At 60.7% G+C, this 19323-nt stretch carries 21 protein-coding genes; 13 read left to right on the plus strand and 8 right to left on the minus strand.

Features of this window, described 5'->3' with window-relative positions; translation table 11 throughout:
• Window positions 1–126: 126 nt before the first annotated feature.
• Window positions 127–453: a TatA/E family twin arginine-targeting protein translocase gene (locus tag F6V25_RS17210; RefSeq protein ID WP_151126957.1), complete on the plus strand. Its 327-nt coding sequence runs from the start codon at window positions 127–129 to the stop codon at window positions 451–453.
• An 83-nt stretch (window positions 454–536) separates the two neighbouring features.
• Here F6V25_RS17210 and F6V25_RS02700 read toward each other — a convergent pair whose 3' ends face one another.
• Window positions 537–983, minus strand: a complete 447-nt coding sequence (locus F6V25_RS02700; protein ID WP_151126959.1) for an Hsp20/alpha crystallin family protein — start codon at window positions 981–983, stop codon at window positions 537–539.
• 180 nt (window positions 984–1163) lie between these two features.
• Between F6V25_RS02700 and F6V25_RS02705 the strand changes: the two genes are divergently transcribed.
• The 6 genes from F6V25_RS02705 (at window position 1164) to F6V25_RS02730 (ending at window position 5599) form a co-directional block, all read left to right on the plus strand.
• Window positions 1164–1373 (plus strand): hypothetical protein, encoded by a 210-nt coding sequence (locus F6V25_RS02705; RefSeq protein WP_151126961.1) that lies wholly within the window; start codon window positions 1164–1166, stop codon window positions 1371–1373.
• Window positions 1374–1595: 222 nt separating this feature from the next.
• Window positions 1596–2378: an enoyl-CoA hydratase/isomerase family protein gene (locus tag F6V25_RS02710; protein ID WP_151126963.1), complete on the plus strand. Its 783-nt coding sequence runs from the start codon at window positions 1596–1598 to the stop codon at window positions 2376–2378.
• A 92-nt stretch (window positions 2379–2470) separates the two neighbouring features.
• Window positions 2471–3070 carry a transglutaminase-like domain-containing protein gene (locus tag F6V25_RS02715; RefSeq protein WP_151126965.1) on the plus strand — a complete coding sequence of 200 codons (600 nt, stop codon included), beginning with the start codon at window positions 2471–2473 and terminating at the stop codon, window positions 3068–3070.
• A gap of 32 nt (window positions 3071–3102) precedes the next feature.
• The gene (locus F6V25_RS02720; protein ID WP_151126967.1) at window positions 3103–3369 is read left to right on the plus strand and encodes a hypothetical protein; all 267 of its coding nucleotides are present in this window, start codon (window positions 3103–3105) and stop codon (window positions 3367–3369) included.
• Between the two features lie 164 nt (window positions 3370–3533).
• Complete coding sequence (locus F6V25_RS02725; RefSeq protein WP_151126969.1) at window positions 3534–4712, plus strand: aldo/keto reductase; 1179 nt, start codon at window positions 3534–3536, stop codon at window positions 4710–4712.
• On the plus strand, window positions 4709–5599 hold the full coding sequence (locus tag F6V25_RS02730) for a DUF6599 family protein (RefSeq protein WP_151126971.1): 891 nt from the start codon (window positions 4709–4711) through the stop codon (window positions 5597–5599). Before F6V25_RS02725 ends, F6V25_RS02730 begins: the two co-directional genes overlap by 4 nt.
• Before the next feature lie 57 nt (window positions 5600–5656).
• Here F6V25_RS02730 and F6V25_RS02735 read toward each other — a convergent pair whose 3' ends face one another.
• The 5 genes from F6V25_RS02735 to ligA form a co-directional block, all read right to left on the minus strand.
• Window positions 5657–6037, minus strand: a complete 381-nt coding sequence (locus F6V25_RS02735) for a molybdenum cofactor biosynthesis protein MoaE (protein ID WP_151126973.1) — start codon at window positions 6035–6037, stop codon at window positions 5657–5659.
• A gap of 83 nt (window positions 6038–6120) precedes the next feature.
• A complete protein-coding gene (locus F6V25_RS02740; protein ID WP_151126975.1) occupies window positions 6121–6837 on the minus strand; it encodes a DUF1847 domain-containing protein in 717 nt (238 codons plus the stop codon).
• 42 nt (window positions 6838–6879) lie between these two features.
• Window positions 6880–7416: a metalloprotease family protein gene (locus F6V25_RS02745; RefSeq protein ID WP_151126977.1), complete on the minus strand. Its 537-nt coding sequence runs from the start codon at window positions 7414–7416 to the stop codon at window positions 6880–6882.
• Between the two features lie 10 nt (window positions 7417–7426).
• On the minus strand, window positions 7427–8329 hold the full coding sequence (locus tag F6V25_RS02750; protein WP_191966047.1) for an HDOD domain-containing protein: 903 nt from the start codon (window positions 8327–8329) through the stop codon (window positions 7427–7429).
• Window positions 8330–8540: 211 nt separating this feature from the next.
• Entirely contained in the window at window positions 8541–10580 is a 2040-nt protein-coding gene (gene ligA / locus F6V25_RS02755; protein ID WP_191966053.1) for an NAD-dependent DNA ligase LigA, read from the minus strand.
• Between the two features lie 96 nt (window positions 10581–10676).
• Here ligA and F6V25_RS02760 point away from each other — a divergent pair, with 96 nt between their 5' ends.
• The 6 genes from F6V25_RS02760 (at window position 10677) to F6V25_RS02785 (ending at window position 18041) form a co-directional block, all read left to right on the plus strand.
• The gene (locus tag F6V25_RS02760) at window positions 10677–11474 is read left to right on the plus strand and encodes an HD domain-containing protein (protein WP_151126983.1); all 798 of its coding nucleotides are present in this window, start codon (window positions 10677–10679) and stop codon (window positions 11472–11474) included.
• A 17-nt stretch (window positions 11475–11491) separates the two neighbouring features.
• Window positions 11492–12469: a pyruvate dehydrogenase (acetyl-transferring) E1 component subunit alpha gene (gene pdhA / locus F6V25_RS02765; RefSeq protein WP_151126985.1), complete on the plus strand. Its 978-nt coding sequence runs from the start codon at window positions 11492–11494 to the stop codon at window positions 12467–12469.
• A 322-nt stretch (window positions 12470–12791) separates the two neighbouring features.
• On the plus strand, window positions 12792–13778 hold the full coding sequence (locus F6V25_RS02770) for a pyruvate dehydrogenase complex E1 component subunit beta (protein WP_151126987.1): 987 nt from the start codon (window positions 12792–12794) through the stop codon (window positions 13776–13778).
• A 46-nt stretch (window positions 13779–13824) separates the two neighbouring features.
• A complete protein-coding gene (locus F6V25_RS02775) occupies window positions 13825–15108 on the plus strand; it encodes a dihydrolipoamide acetyltransferase family protein (protein ID WP_151126988.1) in 1284 nt (427 codons plus the stop codon).
• Window positions 15109–15162: 54 nt separating this feature from the next.
• Window positions 15163–17580, plus strand: coding sequence for a Lon protease family protein (locus F6V25_RS02780; RefSeq protein ID WP_151126990.1), 2418 nt, complete (start codon window positions 15163–15165; stop codon window positions 17578–17580).
• 50 nt (window positions 17581–17630) lie between these two features.
• Window positions 17631–18041, plus strand: coding sequence for a bacteriohemerythrin (locus F6V25_RS02785; protein WP_151126992.1), 411 nt, complete (start codon window positions 17631–17633; stop codon window positions 18039–18041).
• Window positions 18042–18100: 59 nt separating this feature from the next.
• Here F6V25_RS02785 and F6V25_RS02790 read toward each other — a convergent pair whose 3' ends face one another.
• Both F6V25_RS02790 and F6V25_RS02795 read right to left on the minus strand, forming a co-directional pair.
• Window positions 18101–18280, minus strand: a complete 180-nt coding sequence (locus tag F6V25_RS02790; protein WP_151126994.1) for an SAP domain-containing protein — start codon at window positions 18278–18280, stop codon at window positions 18101–18103.
• A gap of 146 nt (window positions 18281–18426) precedes the next feature.
• Entirely contained in the window at window positions 18427–19317 is an 891-nt protein-coding gene (locus F6V25_RS02795; RefSeq protein WP_151126996.1) for a phosphoribosylaminoimidazolesuccinocarboxamide synthase, read from the minus strand.
• Window positions 19318–19323: the final 6 nt, after the last annotated feature.

Consider the following 19323-nt stretch of genomic DNA (forward strand, 5'->3'; position numbering starts at 1 on the left):
CATTTAAAATGGCAAAGGGAAAATTCAGAAAATAGTTGTTGCCAAGATGGTTGTTTACGGTTTTAATATTACTCTAACTATAACGCACGCATTGGGTGACAGGCCAGCGCAATCAAGGAGTTGAATATGTTTGGAATCGGGATGCCGGAACTTATCATTATCATGGTCATCGCCCTGATCGTTATCGGACCGCACAAATTGCCGGAACTCGCCAAGTCCCTGGGCAAAGGTTTGGCGGAGTTCAAGAGAGCCTCCGAGGACTTCCAGCGCAACATCCAGGAAGAGGCCCGCAAGAGCGAGGAGAAGCTGGAGCCGCAACAGGAGGCCGTGACGCCGCCCGCCGAGCCCGAGCATGTGGCTACGGCAGCGTCGGCAGAGCATGGGCCTGTGGCCGCAGCGGCGCCGGCTGAGCAGCATGATGCCGGGGAAAAGAAGGATGCCCCCCACGCCTGATTCCACGGATGGCGCACGCTTCAAAAACGAAAAGAGCCGGGTCGCACCCCGGCTCTTTTTTTATAGTGCGCCCGGTAGGGCGCTTATTTGACCTCGATATTGATCTGTTTCGGCTTGGTTTCCTCTTTTTTCGGGAGGACGATGTTCAGGATGCCTTTCTCGCAGGTGGCCTGCACATGTTCCTGATCAATGGTCGCCGGCAGGCTGAAGCTGCGTTGGAATGAGCCGAAATAGCGCTCGATGCGGTGATAGTTTTCCTTCTTGACCGAGTCTTCGTGTTTGCGTTCCCCCCTGAGGGTCAGGGTATTATCCTCGATGCGTACATCGATGTCCCTCTGGTCCACATCAGGCACCTCGGCCTTGATGACGATGGCGTCTTCCGTCTCGTAGATGTCCACGGCCGGCTGCCAGATCCCCTCGCGGGTCTCCTCACCGGAAATATCATGGTTCCAGGAGACGTTCAACAGCCGATTCATCTGCTCCTGCATGGTGCGCAACTCCCTGAGCGGATTGTATTTGACAAGTGCCATATCCGTATCCTCCTTTGTTCTTTAAATGGCGAACCCTTTCTATCACAAACATAATGTCGAATTTCTCAAAGTCAAGGGGAGGCGAAACTCATTAAACTGGGTGTATTATTTTTTTACGATAGTGTATAGTAAAGACGGATTGGCAGCCAGAGTGGGCCGACAGGCCGCAGGAGACGAACCATGCCACTGATTGTAGAAGCGATCTTCATAGCACTGACCATGCTTATAGCCTTTTTTCTGGCGTTTTTGATGATGTTCCTCCTGGCCCTGTTCCTTGCCCCCATCGAGCGCGGGCTTTCCAAGTTCATTTGGGACCACACCACCCCCGCTTCCCCTGCACCGTCCCAAAAGGGCCAGTCCTACCGGGATTTCAGTAAAAAACACTTCTGAGTACGGTCGTCGCTCGATGCCTGATACTCATCCAAGAAAGCGGCCGGAAGCACACCGCGTTGAAAAGCGCAGGATAAACCGGCCGAACGCTCCCGCCACTGAATACCGTGAAACGCGGTTCCTGCTGGTAGCAACCCTGGCCGTTTCCGGCATCCATTCCCATGACGACACAAATCACCATATACGTTCTAATGGCTGGAGACCTGCGCCGGGAGAGAGCTTATGGAATTCAAGAATCTGCTGATCGAGACCGTTGACAACGTGGCCACCCTGACCGTCAACCGCCCCAGGAGCCTCAACTCCCTCACAAGCGAGGTGTTGGGAGAGCTGGAATGCGCCCTGTATGGCTTGGACCTTGATGCCGACGTCAGGGCGGTGGTGCTGACCGGCGCCGGAGAGCGGGCCTTCGTGGCCGGGGCCGACATCAAGGAGATGTCCGCGATGAACGCCCTTGAGGCGCATGCCTTTGCCCGGAAGGGGCAGCAGGTGATGCTGCTTATGAACAGGATGAAAAAGCCGGTCATCGCGGCGGTCAACGGCTATGCCCTGGGGGGCGGGCTGGAGTTGGCCCTGGCCTGCGATTTCATCTATGCCGCCACCACGCCCCGGCTCGGTTTCCCCGAGGTAACCCTGGGGATCATGCCCGGCTTTGGCGGCACCCAGAACCTGGCTCGCCTGATCGGTCCCAACCGGGCCAACGAGATGGTCTTTACCGGCAGGATGCTGGACGCCGACAAGGCGTGCGCCTGGGGGATCGTCAACGAGGTCTTTCCGCCGGAGGAACTTTTGGCCAAGGCCCGGGAAACAGCCCAGGCCATTGCCCAGGTGGCCCCGTTGGGGGTAAGCAGCGCCAAGGATGCCATCGCCAATGGCCTGAACATGGGCAAGGAGGACGGTTTCCGCTACGAGGCGGCCCTGTTCGGCGTGCTCTTCGCCACCGAGGATCAGCGGGAAGGCATGGGGGCGTTTGTGGAGAAACGCCAGGCGGCGTTTAAGGGGAAATAGCAGCGGTTTCATCCGTCCGGCGGGAACGCTAAGCGCACATGACCTCATTCTCGTCCCGCCGCCCACAAATACAACTATTAAACGAGGACTCTATGTACCCTGAGTCGGATGATCTGAACGACTATCTGGTTTCCGATACCATTATTGATTGGCAAACTCCGGCTGTCCGGCAGAAGGCCCTGGAACTTACGCAAACATTACCGGATGAGGTTGCCAAGGCCCGCTGTCTGTTCGAATGGGTCAGGGACACCATCCCCCATTCCGCTGACGCCGGACTGGACATTGTGACCTGCACGGCCAGCGAGGTGCTCCATCACGGTACCGGGATCTGCTTTGCCAAAAGCCATCTCCTGGCCGCCCTGCTCCGGGCGGTAGGTATCCCGGCCGGTTTCTGCTACCAGGTCTTGCGGCTGGACCCGCCTGTGGATAACGAGCCGGTTCTGCACGGCTTTAACGGCATCTACCTGGCGACCCTCCAAAAGTGGATTCGGGTCGATGCGCGGGGCAATGCCAAGGGGATCAACGCCCAATTCAGCACCGGGAACGAGCAACTCGCCTTTGCCATGGACCCGGAGGCCGACGAGTTCATCTACGAAGCGATCTTTGCGGCACCGGTGGAGAGCGTGGTCAACCGGCTGAAAATGTACAAGACCAAAAGCGAATTGTGGGACGATCTGCCCCAATCCCTGTAATTGAAAGAACGACATAAGAACGTGGATGCACAATGGACAGGGATGTGAACCTCTATAACCAGGGCAAAAATGCGCTGATGCTGCTGGTCCGTCTGTATCGGCAACGCGGTTCGTACCGGATCATACGCGACCCCGAAGGGGTCATCAGCCTGTGGGCCATCGAAGGCGCCGAAAGAACCCCGTTTTCCGTATCCTTTGCGGACCGGGGACGCATCAGCGGAAATCTTGAGGACATGTCCCCCGAGTTTGTGCGGTCATTCATTGCGTATGTGAGGAAAAACGGGGTGCGGATTGCCTGATTGATGGGAGAACGTGCGTCAAGTAGACTTTTTTAACATCTTGAAATTGCCGATAAACGTTGTACTTTAGTGAAGCACGGCATGCGGAAGAGATCACTTCCCGGCGGTAGCAGGATCTGGCTGCGGTCAGACAGAGTCGCTGTTGAACGAAAGGAGCCCACGCCATGGAACCCACTAAACCGAAGGGGATGAACCGCAGGACCTTCATCAAGGCCGGCATGGCGGGTGCCGCAACCGCCCTGATCGCCCCGCCCGCGTTTGCGGAGGCCCTGCAGCAGATGGCCGGACCGGAACACTCCGCCTTTCCGAAACCGGTCTATCGCACCTTGGGTCGTACCGGCCTGAAGATCACCGTGGTCAGCTTCGGGGCCATGCTGACCCCCGAGCCGGAGGTGATCCGGGTCGCCATCGACCGGGGGGTGAACTACATCGACACGGCCCGCAAGTACATGGGGGGCAAGAATGAGGAGATCGTCGCCAAGGCGGTAAAAGGGGTGCGGGACAAGCTCTTCATCGCCACCAAGACCCAGCCGGAGTCCCACACAAGGGCCGAGATCATCCGTGACGTGGAGGCCAGCCTGAAGGCGTTGGGGACCGACCACATCGACGTGATCCAACTCCACAACGTCACCGGCAGACAGCGGATTTTCAACGCCGAGACGCGGGAGGCGCTGGCGCAGCTGAAAAAACAGGGGAAGGTGCGCTTCTGCGGGGTGACCACCCACAAGAACGAGGCCGAGGTGCTGAACGCCCTGGTGGACGACCCGGACCGGTTCTTCGACACCTGCCTCGTCAAGTACAACTTCACGTCGGGCAGGGAGGTCTCGGTCGCCATCGACCGGGCCGCCTCGGCCGGCATCGGCATCATCGCCATGAAAACCCAAGCGGGGGGGTATGACACTACGGGCCTGGGCAGGATCAGCGCCCACCAGGCCGCCCTCAAGTGGGTGCTCCAAAATCCCAAAGTGACCGCGGCCATACCGGGCATGAAGAACCTGACGCAACTCAAGGAGGATATGGCCGTCATGGGCATGTCCTTTACCTATGCCGACGTACGGCGCCTCGACCGCTACGCCGAGGCCATCGCCCCCTTCTACTGCGGCTTCTGCGGTTCGTGCGAGGCGGGATGCCCCCGGGGTGTGGAGATCTCCACCGTCAACCGGGCCCTTATGTACGCCGAGGGGGGGTACCGGGATCTCTCCCTGGCCCGCGCCACCTACGCCGAACTGCCACGACAGGCGACGGCGGCGGCCTGTAGCGACTGCGAAGGGTGCAGCGCCCAGTGCGTCAACGGGCTGGATATCGCCGCCAAGATGGAACGCGCCCGGACGGTGTTGGCATGAGCGCCAAGCGTCTGGCGTGGCTGCTCCCGGCCCTGTTCCTGCTTCTCGGCCTCCTACCCGGCGCGTGGGCGGCGGGCGATATGGAGGAGCTCCTGCCGCCGGTCTCCTGCGGTGCCGGGTGGCAGATGGAGGGTAAGCCGCTCTTCTACAACCGGGATACCCTGTCCGACCGGATCGACGGCGAGGCCGAACTGTACTTCCCCTACGGCTTCGAGCGCATGGCCGCCGCCCGCTATGCCGCGAAGAAAACCCCCGAAGCTGGCATCGACGTGGAGATCTACCGCATGGGGTCGCTGCTGGACGCCTTCGGCATGTATGCCAACTACCGCCAGAAGGAGGGGAGCACCATTGCCGTGGGCGCCGAGTCCAATCTCTCCCCCTCGCAGCTCTTCAGCTACCAAGGGCGTTTCTTCATCCACATCCAGATGACCGGCACCAGTGATGCCGCCACGACCGTCCTGGCCGAATGCGGGAGGACGGTGGCGGCGCGGCTGCCGGGTACGCAAAGCAGGCCGCCCGAGCTTTCGGCCCTGGAACGGTCCGAGGTGGTCAAGGGAACCGAGCGCTACCTGCCCCAGAGCCTCTTGGGGTATGATTTTCTGAACAGGGGGATCATGGCCGATGCCGTGGTTGGGGGGACGAACCTGCAGATATTCCTGCTCCTGGGGCAAACGGCCGAATCCGCATCCGCCGCATTCGGCCGTTACCGTTCCCTGTTGGCCCAGGGGAAGATTGAATCGGGGGGAAATGATGCGGCGCTTGTGGAGGGTGTCGATCCCCTCTACGGACCGGTCGTGATTCTGCGGAAGGGGGGCTGCCTCGCCGGCGCCCTCAAGTTCGGCGCGAAGGATGGCGTCCGCGCCCTGCTGGAGCGTATCTGCCGGTGATGACGTGACGTTGCCGGGTAAGGCGGGATTGTGCACCCCCGCCGCTACAGCCCGGTTTTAGCCGCAAACCTCGGCTTTGACGATGGTCTTCATCTTCTTCAGCCGGCCTATGGCCTGTTTGCAGGCTTCGAAGGCATCGCCGCTGTTGGGGGAACTGACGGCGGCAAGCGAGATAATGTCGCCGACGCGGAGCCGGCCGGTGCGTCGGATCAGGAGGATATCTTCCAGGGCGAATTCCGCGGCCAGTTTGCCGGCCATGTCGCGCAGTTCCGTCTCGGTATCACCGTTTGTGGCATAGTCGATGTAGCTTGTGGTCCCGCCAACACCCGCCATGGGTTTTACCACGGCATAATGGATAACGACCGACCCGGCCTTCTTCGTTGTTATCAGGTCGTAAATCTGTGCAGGATCAATAGGGTCGGGTGTGATTCTAACCATTCGTGTCTCCATGTTTGTGATGTCATACGGATGGTGGATCGTCCGTGTCTTTTAACGTAGTTCCTGATGGCAGCACTGACGGCTCATAGCTCCATCTTTTGATTTTGGAGCCGTTTGTAATAAAAATTCTGCCCGTACAACACGGCGATGGGGTTGTGGCCGGTGACCCGGTCCTTGACCACCAGGGTTGTGACCGGTGCCTCCGAACGCTTGTTGAAGAGCATGTCATGGCCGACGCACAGGCCGAGGATGATGTTCATGTCGGTCTTGAGCCGGTTGCAGATCTCGGCCTGGGCAATGGGGTTGCAGGCCGGCTCAAAGGTGCCGGGTCTGACCTTGTCCCCTTCCTCCAGCCCCAGTTCCCGCTTGTCGATGCTCCCCGCCTTGCAGCAGACGCTCAGCGGTTCAAGCCCCTGGGCCTTCAGGATGGCCACGAGGCGGTCGGCTTCGTCCAGGAGGCCGATGCAGGTGGCAATGCCGATCTTCGTGTATCCCATCAGTTTGGCAAAGGCGATGGTGTCCTCCACGCGGGTCCAGCGCGGCATGATCGCATCGCTGCCCTCCGACCGCTGGTAGCAGAGCCCTTCCACACGCGCCGCCACCAGGGCGATGCGGGCCTCCTCGCTGTCCCCCCGGTATTCCTCGAACGCCTCCTTCACCACATCGTCATAGGTGCCGGACGGGCAGTTGCCCGGTTTGGGCGGCGCAGTTGCCGGGTCGCCGCTCCAGCAGTTGGTGGTACCGCACTTTTGCCATACGGCACTGCACTTGGAACATGAGACCGGTGTTTCGTCTGACATGATAAACCTCCCGAATCAATACTGTATGGTTTCGGCAGCGGGTCATCCCATGAGTGCCACCAGCATGAGCGGCGGCAGTGCCACCACGCCCATGGCGAACAGGGCGTCAAGCCAGATGGCGGCTCCGGCCTGGCACAGGCGGATCAGTCCCACCGCCGGTATGAGCAGCAGTTTTCCCCGGAAGCCTACGTGGTTGCTGGTAACATCCTGCCAGAGCGCATCCCCGTCACCGCTGCTGGGAAAGGCGTGCAGGGCCATGGAAAAGCTGAGCCAGGCCCCGGCAATCACGGCAAGGTCCTTGAATTCAGCCGCCGCCGGGCTCGTGACGAGGAGGGATGTCAGCAGGCTGACCGCCAGGGCGGCCACGGTGGAGACGAAGAACGGAGCGACCGCCACCATGATATGCTGAAAAGCGTATGCAGGCTGTTCGTGGAGCACGTACCCCAAGGGGTTGCCCAGGCGCAGGTAGCAGACCTTGACGACACGGATTCCGAGTCTGCGGCAGGCCCAAGCATGGGCGAACTCGTGGACCATCACACCCGGAAAGGTAAGCAGGGAGACGATCAGGCGGGCGGTCATAGGGGGTGCTTCACGCCGTGGTCATGGTGTTGAAGAGTTGGTTCACCTCGCGGAAGACCTCCACGTACTCATCGGACAACATGAAGAAAAAGTCTCCCAGGTTATCGGGAAGGGGATGGCGCGAATGCTGCTTGAGCAGGTTCCAGGCGTATTCTTCGGATCGGTCCGGTTTGGTGGCCTGGGCCACGCTGTCCGAGATGGTGTAGGCCAGGCAGAAGAAGTCGGCCAGCGCGACGATGGCGGTCAGCAGCGGGTCCTCTATGGCCAGTTCGGAGGTGTGGTGGTGGGAAATGACATCACTGTACACCGGCGGGAAGTTCCAGCGCTGTGCCAGGCAGAGTCCTACCTCGCTATGGGTGGTGCCGAAATACTCCAGCTCGGCGTCGTAGGTCGTGGAGCGGGTGTAGTTGATGTGGGCGAGCATCTCGCCGTATTCTTCCCTGAGGTAATGGCCGAAAAAAACCTTGCCGATGTCGTGAATGATGCCGACCATATAGGCCAACTCGGTGTCGTTGTACCCCACCATGGCGGCAATGCGGCGGGACATGGAGCCGACGCTGAAGGAATGCATCCAGAAGATGTTCATGTCGAAGGGCTGCTCCGGCGCCTTGAAGCCGTCCACGAAATAACTGGTCAGAATCATCTCGCGCACGCTCCTGAAACCGAGGTAGAGCAGGGCGCGTTTCACCGAGGTGATCTTGCTCCCCGGCATGTAGAGCGGCGAGTTCACCACCCGGATGACCCTCGCCGCCAGGACCTGGTCGGAAAGGATCAGGTCCGCGACCTCGTCCGGGTTGGACTCGTGATCGTCCAGGAGCCTGATGACCCGTGAGACGATCACCGGGATAGTCGGCAGGTCGCTCACATCCTTGAACAGCTTGCGGGCCTTGATCATCATTGCTGCTTTGTCCAAGAGTCGTTCCTTTCGGTCTGCCGGTTGTGGGATGCCCTGAATCCGTGACGCCTCCATGCCGCCGGTCCGGAAGACCTCTGCCTTTGCGTTTGCAAAGTTTGCGACAATCAGGCGGAGGACCAGCCTGGTGAGTGGGCTGTTACGGCACGGCGGCGTGCGGGCCCCGGCTCTTCCGGACGCTGCGGCATTCCAGCATCACGGATTCAGAACATCAGTCCGTCTTCTGCACAAGCTCGGAAAACTGGGCCTCCGAGAGCACGGCAACGCCCAGTTCCCTGGCCTTGTCGAGCTTGCTGCCCGGCTCTTCTCCGGCGACGACGTAGTCGGTCTTCCGGGAGACGGAACCGACCACATGCCCCCCCTCGTCTTCAACGATCCTGCGGGCCTGATCGCGGGTAAACCGGGCAAGTCCGCCGGTGAATACGAAACTTTTGCCGCTGAGTCTGCCACCGACCCGTTTCTCTTCGGCGGTCGGGGCCACGCCCGCTTCCTGGAGGCGCCGGACGACGGCCACGTTGTCCCGGTTGTCGAAGAAGGTGCGGATACTTTGGGCAACGGTGGCGCCGATGTCGCGAATGCCGGTCAGTTCCTCGATGGTCGCCTGCTCCAGATTTTCCAGGCTGCCGTAGGACTGGGCCAGGGTCTTGGCCGTGCGTTCGCCCACGTGGCGGATGCCGAGGGCGAAGATGAACCTGCCTAGTTCCCGCTGTTTGCTGTTATCGATGGCTGCCAAAAGGTTGCCGGCCAGTTTGTCCCCCATGCGTTCGAACCGCATGAAATCGTCACGGGTCAGGCGGTAGATGTCGGCCACGTTGTGCACCAGCCCCAGGGAGAGCAGTTGTTCGATGAACTTCTCCCCCAACCCTTCGATGTCCATGGCGTTGCGCGAGGCAAAGTGGATGATCGACTCGCGGATCTGGGGCGGGCAGGAGAGCCCCATGCAGCGCACCGCCACCTCGTCGGCGATGCGGACCACCTCCGAGCCGCATTCCGGACAGGTCTGGGGCGGCGGCAGCGGCAGCTCCCGGCCGGTGCGCTTTTCCGTCAGCACCCTTACCACTGCCGGTATGACGTCGCCGGCCCGTTCCACCAGCACGGCGTCGCCGATGCGGATGTCCTTGGCGGCGATCTCGTCCCAATTGTGCAGTGTGGCGCGGGCCACCGTGACCCCGGAGACCACCACCGGCCGCAGGTGCGCCACGGGCGTGATGACCCCGGTGCGGCCGACCGACGGGACGATGTCCTCCACCACGGTTTCCGCCTGACGCGGGGGGAATTTGCAGGCAATGGCCCAGCGGGGCGAACGGCTCTTCTCCCCCAACTCCCGCTGGAGGGCATAGGAGTCCACCTTGATGACCGTGCCGTCGATCTCGTAGGGGAGCGACTCTCGGCGCTCCTGCATCTCGCGGTAATATGCCACCGCCGCCTCGATCCCGGTTACCTGCCGCACCAGCGGGTTGACCGGCAGCCCCTTGGCACCGATGAAGGCAAAGAACTCCTGCTGCGAATCAAATGACGTCCCTTCACCGACGCCGGGGGCATAACAGAATACGGAGAGCGGCCGCCGCGCCGTGATGCGCGGGTCCAACTGGCGCAGTGAACCGGCAGCCGCGTTGCGCGGGTTGGCAAAGGGTGGCTCGCCGTTTTCCTCTTTTTCCCGGTTGATGTGCTGAAAGGCCTCCAGGGAGAGATATACCTCGCCCCGTACCTCCAGCAGGTGCGGGGCGGCTTTGCCGGAGAGCCGCAGGGGGAGTGAGCGGATCGTGCGGATATTCGCGGTCACGTCCTCACCGGTCAGGCCGTCGCCCCGGGTGGAGGCAACCGCCAGTACGCCGTTCTCATACACCAGTTCCACGGCCAAGCCGTCCATCTTCGGCTCGCAGACGTAGCCCACCTCCGCCTCGGCCGGCAGCGCCAGGATCTTCTTGACCCGCTGGTCAAACTCCCTGATCTCTTCTTCATTGGTGGCGTTTTCCAGCGACAGCATGGGGAGGCGGTGGGGCAGGGGGGCGAATTTGTCCAGCGCCGAACCCCCGACCCGCTGGGTAGGTGATTCGGGCGTCACCAAGCCGGGGTGCTGCTCCTCAATGGCCTGGAGTTCACGGAACAGGGCGTCGTAGTCGGCGTCGGTGACCTCTGGTGCGTCCAGCACATAGTACATCCGGTTATGGTGTTCGAGCAGGCGGCGAAGTTCCTCGGCCCTGGCCCGAGCACTCTCCTGAGGATCGTGTATGTCAGGCAACAAGGGCATTTGCATGGGCGGCTCCGGGAGATGGTATTTGACTTCACCGCAGATTACAGTATTATTTCAGCAATTTCAACGCCGCAGGCAAGAACCGGACGATTCATGGAACAACAACAGCTTGCGGGCATCAGTCGATGGTTCGACGACTATACCCGCACCTTTCTCGATACCGACCCGGAAGGGCTTGTAAATATTCAGCTCAAGATCGAACACACCCGCAAGGTATGTGCGGTCAGCGACATCCTGGCGACTGGCGAAAGGCTTTCGGCAAACGAGGCCCGCATTGCAGGGGCCATCGCCCTGCTGCACGACGTGGGCCGTTTTCCCCAGTACCGGCGCTGGCGCACCTTTCGCGACAGCCAGTCCGACAACCATGCCCGGCTCTCGGTGGAGGTCCTGCGGGAACACCACCTGCTGGACGGCCTTGATCCCGCCGAGCGCCTGCTGATCGAGGAGGCGGTGCGTTTTCACAACCTCCTGGAACTGCCCCAACGGGTCAGTTCGCCGACCCGGCTGTTCATGCGACTGATCCGGGATGCGGACAAGCTGGATATCTGGCGCGTATTTCTCGAACTCTTCACGCTGCCGGAAGAGCGGCGGGCCTCCGCCGCCACCCTGGATTTACCCGATCTGCCGGGGTGCACGCCCGCCTGCCGGGACGCCTTTCTGGCCCACCAGGTCGTCAGACTGGACCTGTGCCGGGTCCTCAACGACTTCAAACTCTTGCAGATTTCCTGGGCACTGGACCTTGGTTTTGCCTCGTCCTATCGCCTGCTGCTGGAGCGCGACTATATCACTCGCCTGGCAGGCACCATCAATGGTAAACTGGATATCGGGGCAGCCATCGAATATATTGGGCAGGAGGCCGCCCGGCGGGTGGAAAATTTTCAAACCCAGTGACCAACGCGGAGGCGATGATGGAAACCAAACTACGCATGGTTTTGCCGGATCAGGAGTTGCTGAGGCTCTACGAGCAGATGTTTCTTTCGCGGGAATTCGAGGAACATTGCGCCGAACAGTATACCAAGGGCAATATCACCGGTTTCCTGCACCTGTACAGCGGCCAGGAGGCCGTGGCGGTCGGGGCGACGGCCGGCCTGCACAAAGAGGACTATATCCTCTCGGCCTACCGTGAGCACGCCCAGGCCATCGTACGGGGCGCCGACCCGAAGCGGGTCATGGCCGAACTGTTCGGCAAGGCCACCGGCCTCTGCAAGGGGAAGGGGGGCTCCATGCACCTCTTCGATCCCTCCCTGAATTTCATGGGAGGCTATGCCATCGTCGGCGGCCAGTTCCCCATCTCGGTCGGGCTGGCCTTCAGCGCCAAGTACCGGAACGAGGACCGCATCACCGCCTGCTTCTTCGGCGACGGCGCGGTCAACCAGGGGACCTTCCACGAATCCCTCAACTGGGCCCAGTTGTGGGAGTTGCCGGTACTCTTCATCTGCGAGAACAACTTCTACGGGATCGGCACCGAGGTGCACCGCTCCTCGGCCCTGGCCTCCATCCACCGCCGCACCTGCGGCTATGACATCCCCTCCGAAAAGGTCGACGGCATGGACGTGATAGCGGTCTACAAGGCGGTGAAGTACGCCGCCGAGAAGGTGCGGGAAACCGGTCGGCCTTACTTCATCGAGGCGACCACCTACCGTTTCCGGGGGCATTCCATGTCCGATCCGGGGAAATACCGTTCGGCGGCCGAACATGAACTATGGAAATCCCGCGATCCCCTGCCCAGCTTTGCCAAGCGCTTGCTGGAGGAGGGGATCGCCACCCGCCAGACCCTGGACGCCGTCGAGGCGCGCTGCAAGGCAAAGGTGGAGGAAGCGGTCACCTTTGCCGAAGAGTCGCCCTGGCCGGAGGATAGCGAGGTTTACAGCGACATTTATGTCTGATTTTTAAACTTAGACGTCCGCCACAGAGACACGGAGACACAGAGGTTCACAGAGAAAAACAGGGAAAACGATGAAAAAAGATCCGATGGAACGTCCCGACTTTTGGCCAGAAGCTACAGGTCCCTGTCCTAACTGTGGTTTTGAGGTGGTCGTTGCAAGAAGATCCCGGAAAACTCATGAACTCTATTTTGGTTGTGCGCGGCCTAAACAAGGTCCTAAATCAGGATGTAATTTCAAGGGATGCCGCAGTCACTAACCTTTTCTCTGTGTACCTCTGTGTCTCCGTGTCTCTGTGGCAGATGTATAGCTTTTGGAGGTTTTTATGGCGGAAATGACCTATCGTGATGCAATCAACCTGGCTCTCAAGGAAGAGATGCGCCGCGACCCGTCCGTGGTGGTCCTGGGCGAGGATGTGGCGCTCTACGAGGGTTCCTTCAAGGTGACCCGCGGGCTTTTGTCCGAATTCGGCGAGGAGCGGGTCAAAGATACGCCCATCTCGGAGAATACCATCATCGGTGTGGCCGTGGGGGCCGCCATGGGGGGCTTGCGCCCGGTGGCCGAGCTGATGACGGTCAACTTCGCCCTCCTGGCCATGGATCAAATCGTCAACCACATGGCCAAGATCCATTACATGTTCGGCGGTCAGGCAACGGTGCCCATGACGATCCGCATGCCGGGCGGAGGGGGGAGCCAACTGGGCGCCCAGCATTCCCAGAGCCTGGAGACCTTTTTCATGCACTGCCCCGGGATGCGGGTGCTCTATCCCGCCACGCCGGCCGATGCCAAGGGGCTTCTGAAGAGCGCTATCCGGGACAACAACCCGGTCATCTTCCTGGAACACGAGTTGCTCTACAACAGCAAGGGGGAGGTGCCGGAAGATTCCGAGTTTCTGGTCCCCATCGGCAAGGCCGCCGTCAAGCGGCCGGGGGAACAGGTCACCATCGTGGCCTATGCCCGCATGACCGTGCTGGCCCTGCAGGCGGCCGAGGAGTTGGCCAAGGAAGGGATTTCCTGCGAGGTGGTGGACCTGCGCAGCCTGGCGCCTCTGGACGACGATACCATCATGGCCTCGGTGAAAAAGACCGGCCGGGCGGTGGTGGTGGAGGAGTGCTGGCGCACCTGCGGCCTGGGGGCCGAGATCGCCAGCCGGATCTTCGAGAACTGTTTCGATCTCCTGCAGGCGCCGGTCAGGCGCGTTTCGGGACTGGACGTACCCATGCCCTACTCGCGCAAGATCGAGAAACTCTGCATCCCCCAGGCGGAAACCATCGTCCAGGCCGTGAAGGACGTCGTGAACGGCCATTATTGAAGGTAGCACTCTCCCACTCAACTGGGAAACAAGGGGACAATGCACTATGGCAACTGAAATCACCATGCCCAAACTGTCGGATACCATGACCGAGGGGAGTTTTATCGGTTGGCGCAAGAAGGTGGGCGAGCGGGTCGAGCGCGGTGAGGTGATCGCCGAGGTGGAAACCGACAAGGCGGTCATGGAACTGGAGGCGTTTGCCTCGGGTGTCCTGCTCAAAACCATGGCTAACGAGGGCGAAAATGTCCCGGTCGGCACGGTGCTCGGGTTGATCGGCGAACTGGGTGAACTGGCGGCCGAGACGGAAGCGCCTTCCCCGACGGCCGCGGCAGTTGTTGCACCTGCCCCCGCGAATCAGCCGGTCCCACCGCCCCAGGATACCGCACTCCCGCCGCAGCCCGCGGCGCCGGCCTCCCCCGCGCCGACGGGCCACGACAAGGACGATCACGACAAGGCGTCGCCCCTGGTGCGCCGCATGGCGCGGGAGATGGGCCTCGATCTCTCCCTGGTGCACGGCAGTGGCCCCGAGGGAAGAATCCTTCAGGAAGATCTGGCGGCACCGGCGGCACAACTGGCACAAGCCCCTAAACCGCAGGCAGCCCCTATTCCGGCCACTGATTCGGCTTCTGTTCCCCCCGGCCCGCCGGAGGCCGCCTCGCCTGCCGGCCTGCCGGCTTCGAGCGCCATGCGCCAGGCCATCGCCGCCACGGTCAGCCGCTCCTGGCGGGAGATTCCCTATTTCACCGCTACGGTGGAGGTGGGGATGGAGGCCTGCCGCGAGGTGGTGAGCGAGCTGAAGGGGAGCGACGGTCAGGTCGGCTACCATGCCCTGCTGCTCAAGGCCTGCGGCGTTGCCCTGCAAGGTTTTCCGCGGCTCTCGGCCGGTAGTGCCGACGGGCCGGTCAACATCAGCTTTGCCGTGGCGTTGCCCGATGGCCTTTTGATGCCGGTAGTCAGGGATTGCTCGCGCCTGGGGGCTGCGGAGATCGAGCGCGAGGCCGCCCGCCTGGCGGACAAGGCCAGAAGCGGACGGCTCACCTCCGAAGAGATGTCGGGTGGCGGCTTTTCCCTCTCCAATCTGGGCATGTACGGTGTGGACGAATTCGATGCCCTGATCGTGCCGGGGCAGGTCGCCATCCTGGCGGTGGGCGCAGTGACCGAGCGGGCCGTGGTCAGAAACGGTCAGCTTTGTGTGGCCCCCACCATGCGGGTCACCCTGTCGAGCGACCACCGCGTGGTGGACGGCGCCTATGCCGCCAGGTTCCTGGCCGAATTGCGCCATGTTCTGGAACACCCGGTTTTGTTGCTGGCCGCCCATGGTTCGCCGTGACATAACCGCCGGCTATGGAGCATGATTCCCATTTCCCTTGTGCAGGAGACCCCCATGTCATCCACCAAACTGCTCATACCTGCTGAAAAGCTCCGTTGGACGTGCGACCCCCATACCTTCGATTTCGAGACCACCGAAGATCTTCCCGACCTGGAAGACGCCATCGGCCAGGAGCGAGCCCTGCGCTCGATCGAGTTTGGGCTCGGTATGCAGGGCACCGGCTTCAATCTCTACATCTCAGGCGAGACCGGCACCGGCAGGGCCTCGACCATTCGCAACATCCTCAGGAAACGGACCGCAAGCGAGCCCCAACCCTGCGACTGGCTGTATGTCCATAATTTCAAGGACCACGATGCGGCGGTATCCCTGTCGCTGCCGGCCGGCATGGGCAGCGAACTGGCCGCGGACATGAAGGAGTTGATCGAGGCCTTCAAGGAGGATATCCCCAAGGCATTGGAAAGCAGGGAGTACGAGAACCGTCGCACCGAGATTCTGGAAACCTATCAGGCCACCAATAGCGAACTGTTTCAGGTGCTTGAAAAGGAGTGCGGGAAGCGCGGTTTCACCCTGCAGCGAACGGTCTCCGGGCTGGTGGTCGTCCCCCAGAAGGAGGGGCGCAACTACACCCAGGAGGAGTATGAGGGGCTGCCCCAGAAAAAGCGCGAAAAGCTGGAAAAGGACGGCAAGGAACTGACGGAACGGTTGAACGAGGTGCTGCGTCAGGTACGGGAAAGCGAAAAGGCGACCAAGGACGCGCTCTCCCAGGCCGACCGCGAATTGGGCATGTCGTGCCTGGGGCATCGTCTCGACCCGCTGCGCCAGAAGTATGGCGAGTTTCCCAAGGTGTTGGCCTATCTTGAGGCGGTACAGGAGGATATTCTCAATAATCTTGAGGATTTCAAGCCCCAGACGCCCCAGTCCCAGATCCCGGGGTTGAAGATGCCGCACCAGGAGCCGACCTTTGAACGCTACGAGGTCAACGTGCTGGTGGACAATCGGGAGGCCAAGGGCGCGCCGGTTATCTTCGAGTCGAATCCCACCTACAACAATCTCTTTGGCCGTATCGAGCACGTCATGCAGTACGGCGGGGTGGCGGTGACCGATTTCACCATGATCAGGTCCGGGGCGCTCCACCGGGCCAATGGCGGCTATCTGGTGATCGACGCCCGTGAGGTGCTGATCAACCCCTTTGTGTGGGACTCGCTCAAACGCTGCATCCGGACCGGCGAGATCAGGATCGAGGACGTGCTGGAACAGTACCGCTTCATGACCATGGTATCCCTGAAACCGGAGCCGGTGCCGCTCCAGACCAAGATCATCCTGGTCGGTACCCCTTGGATCTACTACCTGCTGTTCCACCTGGACCCGGATTACCGCAAATTCTTCAAGGTCAAGGCCGAGTTCGACAGCCGGGTCGCCCGCACGCCGGAGATCATGCGGGATTATGCCCTGTTCGTGGCCACCCACTGCCGGTGCGAAAAACTGCTGCATTTCGACCGGAGCGGCGTCGCCCGCCTGCTGGAGTACACCGCCCGCATGGTAGAAGACCAGGAAAAACTCTCCTCCCAGTTCATGGAAATCGCCGATTTTATCCGTGAGGCTGCTTTCTGGGCTCAGAAAGACGGCCATGCCATCGTGAACAGCGCCGATGTGCAGCGCGCCGCCGATGAAAAGCTCTACCGGGTGAACCGCATCGAAGAACGCCTGCAGGAGCTGTACGACGACGGCACCATCATGGTGGATACAGACGGGGAGGTGGCCGGCCAGATCAATGGCCTGTCGGTGATGTCCCTCGGCGACCACACCTTTGGCCGTCCCTCGCGCATCACCGCCCGGGTCTACACCGGGCAGGCCGGCATGGTCAACGTGGAGCGGGAGGTCAAGCTCTCCGGCCCGATCCACGACAAGGGGGTCCTGATCCTGACCGGGTATCTGGGAGGAACCTTTGCCGCCAAGTATCCCTTGTCCCTCTCCGCTTCCATCTGTTTCGAACAGTCCTACGACGGCGTCGAGGGGGACAGCGCCTCCTCCACCGAGTTGTACGCCCTGCTGTCCGCCTTGTCCGATGTGCCCATCAAGCAGGGAATAGCGGTGACCGGCAGCGTCAACCAGCGGGGTGTCATCCAGCCCATCGGCGGGGCCAACTACAAGATCGAGGGCTTCTTTGCGGTCTGCAAGTCCAAAGGGCTGACCGGGCGGCAGGGGGTCCTGATCCCCAAGGCCAATGAACGGAACCTGATGTTGCATGATGACGTGGTGGCCGCCGTTGCAGCGGGCCAATTCCACATCTGGAGCGTGGAGACCATCGAACAGGGGATCGAGATCCTGACCGGCATGCCCGCCGGAGCGCGGGCCAAGAACGGCGCCTTTCCCAAAGGGACGCTGTACCATCTGGTGGATGCCCGTCTGCGGCGCATGGCGGAGCTGTTGCAAAAACAGGAAGAAAAGGGTAAAAGAAAACCAAGAAAATGAGTCGGGTTGACTGACCTGCGATTTAAGACGGTCAAAGAGGGGTATTGGGTATGGGAATCGCGTGGAGAGAGTCGCTGGCAATCGGCGTACCGGAGATCGACAATCAGCATAAGGAGTTGCTTGCACGTTTCGACAGCCTGCTCAAGGCCTGCGAGGCGGGCAAGGGGATGGATGAATTGCGGAGGCTTTTGGGGTTTCTCGATGACTATGTGATCAGCCACTTCAGCGACGAAGAGGGCATCCAGAGAAGCAGCAATTATCCCGCCTATGCCGCCCATAAAAAAGAGCATGACGGATTCATCGCCCGGGTAAAGGCGGTCAAGGACGAGATAAAGTCAGAAGGGGTGGCCGTCCATCATGTGACGGAAACCAACAACATGCTGCTTAAATGGCTGATCAACCACATCTCCAAGGTTGATGCGGAGTTGGGTAAGTACCTGCGGGCCAACCGGGCGCAATAATGCGGACGGGGCGATTGCTCACAGGGCGGTAGGGATGGCTCCGTGCCCGTTCCCCGTTGTCAGTCGCAATCCTCCCGCCAGAGGCAGTTGTCCTGGCCGCACGTGACGGCTTTGCCGGAATCGAAGCACTGTTCGTTCCCCTCGGCCAGCTGAATGGCGCGTACCAACTCAGCCTTTTTCATCTTGCCTGTCTTGATGTTGAGCTGTTTCGCCCGTTCCTTGATTTGATCAAGCTTCATGCCGTGTTCTCCCATCATCTTGGTGATGACATCTCGTAAGATAATAACGCAGCTTGGTAAAATCTCCACAACGGTTGCGTAAAAAAATCGTAAACAAAAAGGGCGGGCCAATGGCCCGCCCTTTTTGCATGGTTTGAAAGCGCTGGTTATGCGCGGATGCCGGCGATGCGGAAGAGCGCCTCGCGGTATTTTTCGGCGGTCTTTTCGATGATCTCCGCCGGCAGGGGCGGGGCAGGGGCTGTTTTGCCCCAATCGAGGGTTTCCAGATAGTCCCGCAGGAATTGTTTGTCAAAGCTGGGCTGCTGGCCGCCCGGCTTATAGAGATCCTTGGGCCAGAAACGACTGGAGTCCGGGGTCATGCACTCGTCGATGATGATCAGTTCGCCCTCATACACGCCGAATTCGAATTTGGTGTCGGCAATGATGATGCCCTTCTGGGCGGCCAAGTCACGAGCCCGGGTATAGATACTGATGGTATAGTCGCGAGCCTGTTCTGCCAGTTCTCGGCCGCAGATTTCAGCCATCTTTTCGAAGGAGATGTTTTCGTCATGGGTGCCCAGTTCTGCCTTGGTGGAAGGGGTGAAGATCGGTTCAGGCAACTGGTCCGATTCCTTGAGCCCGGCCGGAAGCTTGATGCCGCAGATAGAGCCGGTATCCTTATAGGCTTTCCAGCCGGAACCGGAAACATAACCGCGCACGATACACTCCGCAGGCAACGGTTTGGCCTTTTTCACCAGCATGGAACGCCCCGCGAGAACATCGGCATAGGGCCGGCACGCCGCCGGGTAATCGGCCACATCGGTGGAGATGATGTGGTTCTTGACGATGTCCTCCATCTGGCGGAACCAGAAGGCGGATATCTGGGTCAGCACGAAACCCTTGTCCGGGATCGGTTCGTTCATGATTACGTCAAAGGCCGAGATACGGTCCGATGTGACCAACAACAGGGTGTCCCCCAGGTCATAGATGTCGCGCACCTTGCCCCGGGCGATGAGATTCAGGCCGGGAAAATTGGTCTGTAAAACTGGTTGTGACATGATCTC

The sequence above is a fragment of the Oryzomonas japonica genome, from assembly GCF_008802365.1.
GTDB classification, from domain to species: Bacteria; Desulfobacterota; Desulfuromonadia; order Geobacterales; family Pseudopelobacteraceae; genus Oryzomonas; species Oryzomonas japonica.

Bases quoted from the DNA above. Each gene is read 5' to 3' on its own strand.
- F6V25_RS17210 (WP_151126957.1), top strand. From the start codon at position 127: ATGTTTGGAATCGGGATGCCGGAACTTATCATTATCATGGTCATCGCC.
- F6V25_RS02700 (WP_151126959.1), bottom strand. From the start codon at position 983: ATGGCACTTGTCAAATACAATCCGCTCAGGGAGTTGCGCACCATGCAG.
- F6V25_RS02705 (WP_151126961.1), top strand. From the start codon at position 1,164: ATGCCACTGATTGTAGAAGCGATCTTCATAGCACTGACCATGCTTATA.
- F6V25_RS02710 (WP_151126963.1), top strand. From the start codon at position 1,596: ATGGAATTCAAGAATCTGCTGATCGAGACCGTTGACAACGTGGCCACC.
- F6V25_RS02715 (WP_151126965.1), top strand. From the start codon at position 2,471: ATGTACCCTGAGTCGGATGATCTGAACGACTATCTGGTTTCCGATACC.
- F6V25_RS02720 (WP_151126967.1), top strand. From the start codon at position 3,103: ATGGACAGGGATGTGAACCTCTATAACCAGGGCAAAAATGCGCTGATG.
- F6V25_RS02725 (WP_151126969.1), top strand. From the start codon at position 3,534: ATGGAACCCACTAAACCGAAGGGGATGAACCGCAGGACCTTCATCAAG.
- F6V25_RS02730 (WP_151126971.1), top strand. From the start codon at position 4,709: ATGAGCGCCAAGCGTCTGGCGTGGCTGCTCCCGGCCCTGTTCCTGCTT.
- F6V25_RS02735 (WP_151126973.1), bottom strand. From the start codon at position 6,037: ATGGTTAGAATCACACCCGACCCTATTGATCCTGCACAGATTTACGAC.
- F6V25_RS02740 (WP_151126975.1), bottom strand. From the start codon at position 6,837: ATGTCAGACGAAACACCGGTCTCATGTTCCAAGTGCAGTGCCGTATGG.
- F6V25_RS02745 (WP_151126977.1), bottom strand. From the start codon at position 7,416: ATGACCGCCCGCCTGATCGTCTCCCTGCTTACCTTTCCGGGTGTGATG.
- ligA (WP_191966053.1), bottom strand. From the start codon at position 10,580: ATGCCCTTGTTGCCTGACATACACGATCCTCAGGAGAGTGCTCGGGCC.
- F6V25_RS02760 (WP_151126983.1), top strand. From the start codon at position 10,677: ATGGAACAACAACAGCTTGCGGGCATCAGTCGATGGTTCGACGACTAT.
- pdhA (WP_151126985.1), top strand. From the start codon at position 11,492: ATGGAAACCAAACTACGCATGGTTTTGCCGGATCAGGAGTTGCTGAGG.
- F6V25_RS02770 (WP_151126987.1), top strand. From the start codon at position 12,792: ATGGCGGAAATGACCTATCGTGATGCAATCAACCTGGCTCTCAAGGAA.
- F6V25_RS02775 (WP_151126988.1), top strand. From the start codon at position 13,825: ATGGCAACTGAAATCACCATGCCCAAACTGTCGGATACCATGACCGAG.
- F6V25_RS02780 (WP_151126990.1), top strand. From the start codon at position 15,163: ATGTCATCCACCAAACTGCTCATACCTGCTGAAAAGCTCCGTTGGACG.
- F6V25_RS02785 (WP_151126992.1), top strand. From the start codon at position 17,631: ATGGGAATCGCGTGGAGAGAGTCGCTGGCAATCGGCGTACCGGAGATC.
- F6V25_RS02790 (WP_151126994.1), bottom strand. From the start codon at position 18,280: ATGAAGCTTGATCAAATCAAGGAACGGGCGAAACAGCTCAACATCAAG.
- F6V25_RS02795 (WP_151126996.1), bottom strand. From the start codon at position 19,317: ATGTCACAACCAGTTTTACAGACCAATTTTCCCGGCCTGAATCTCATC.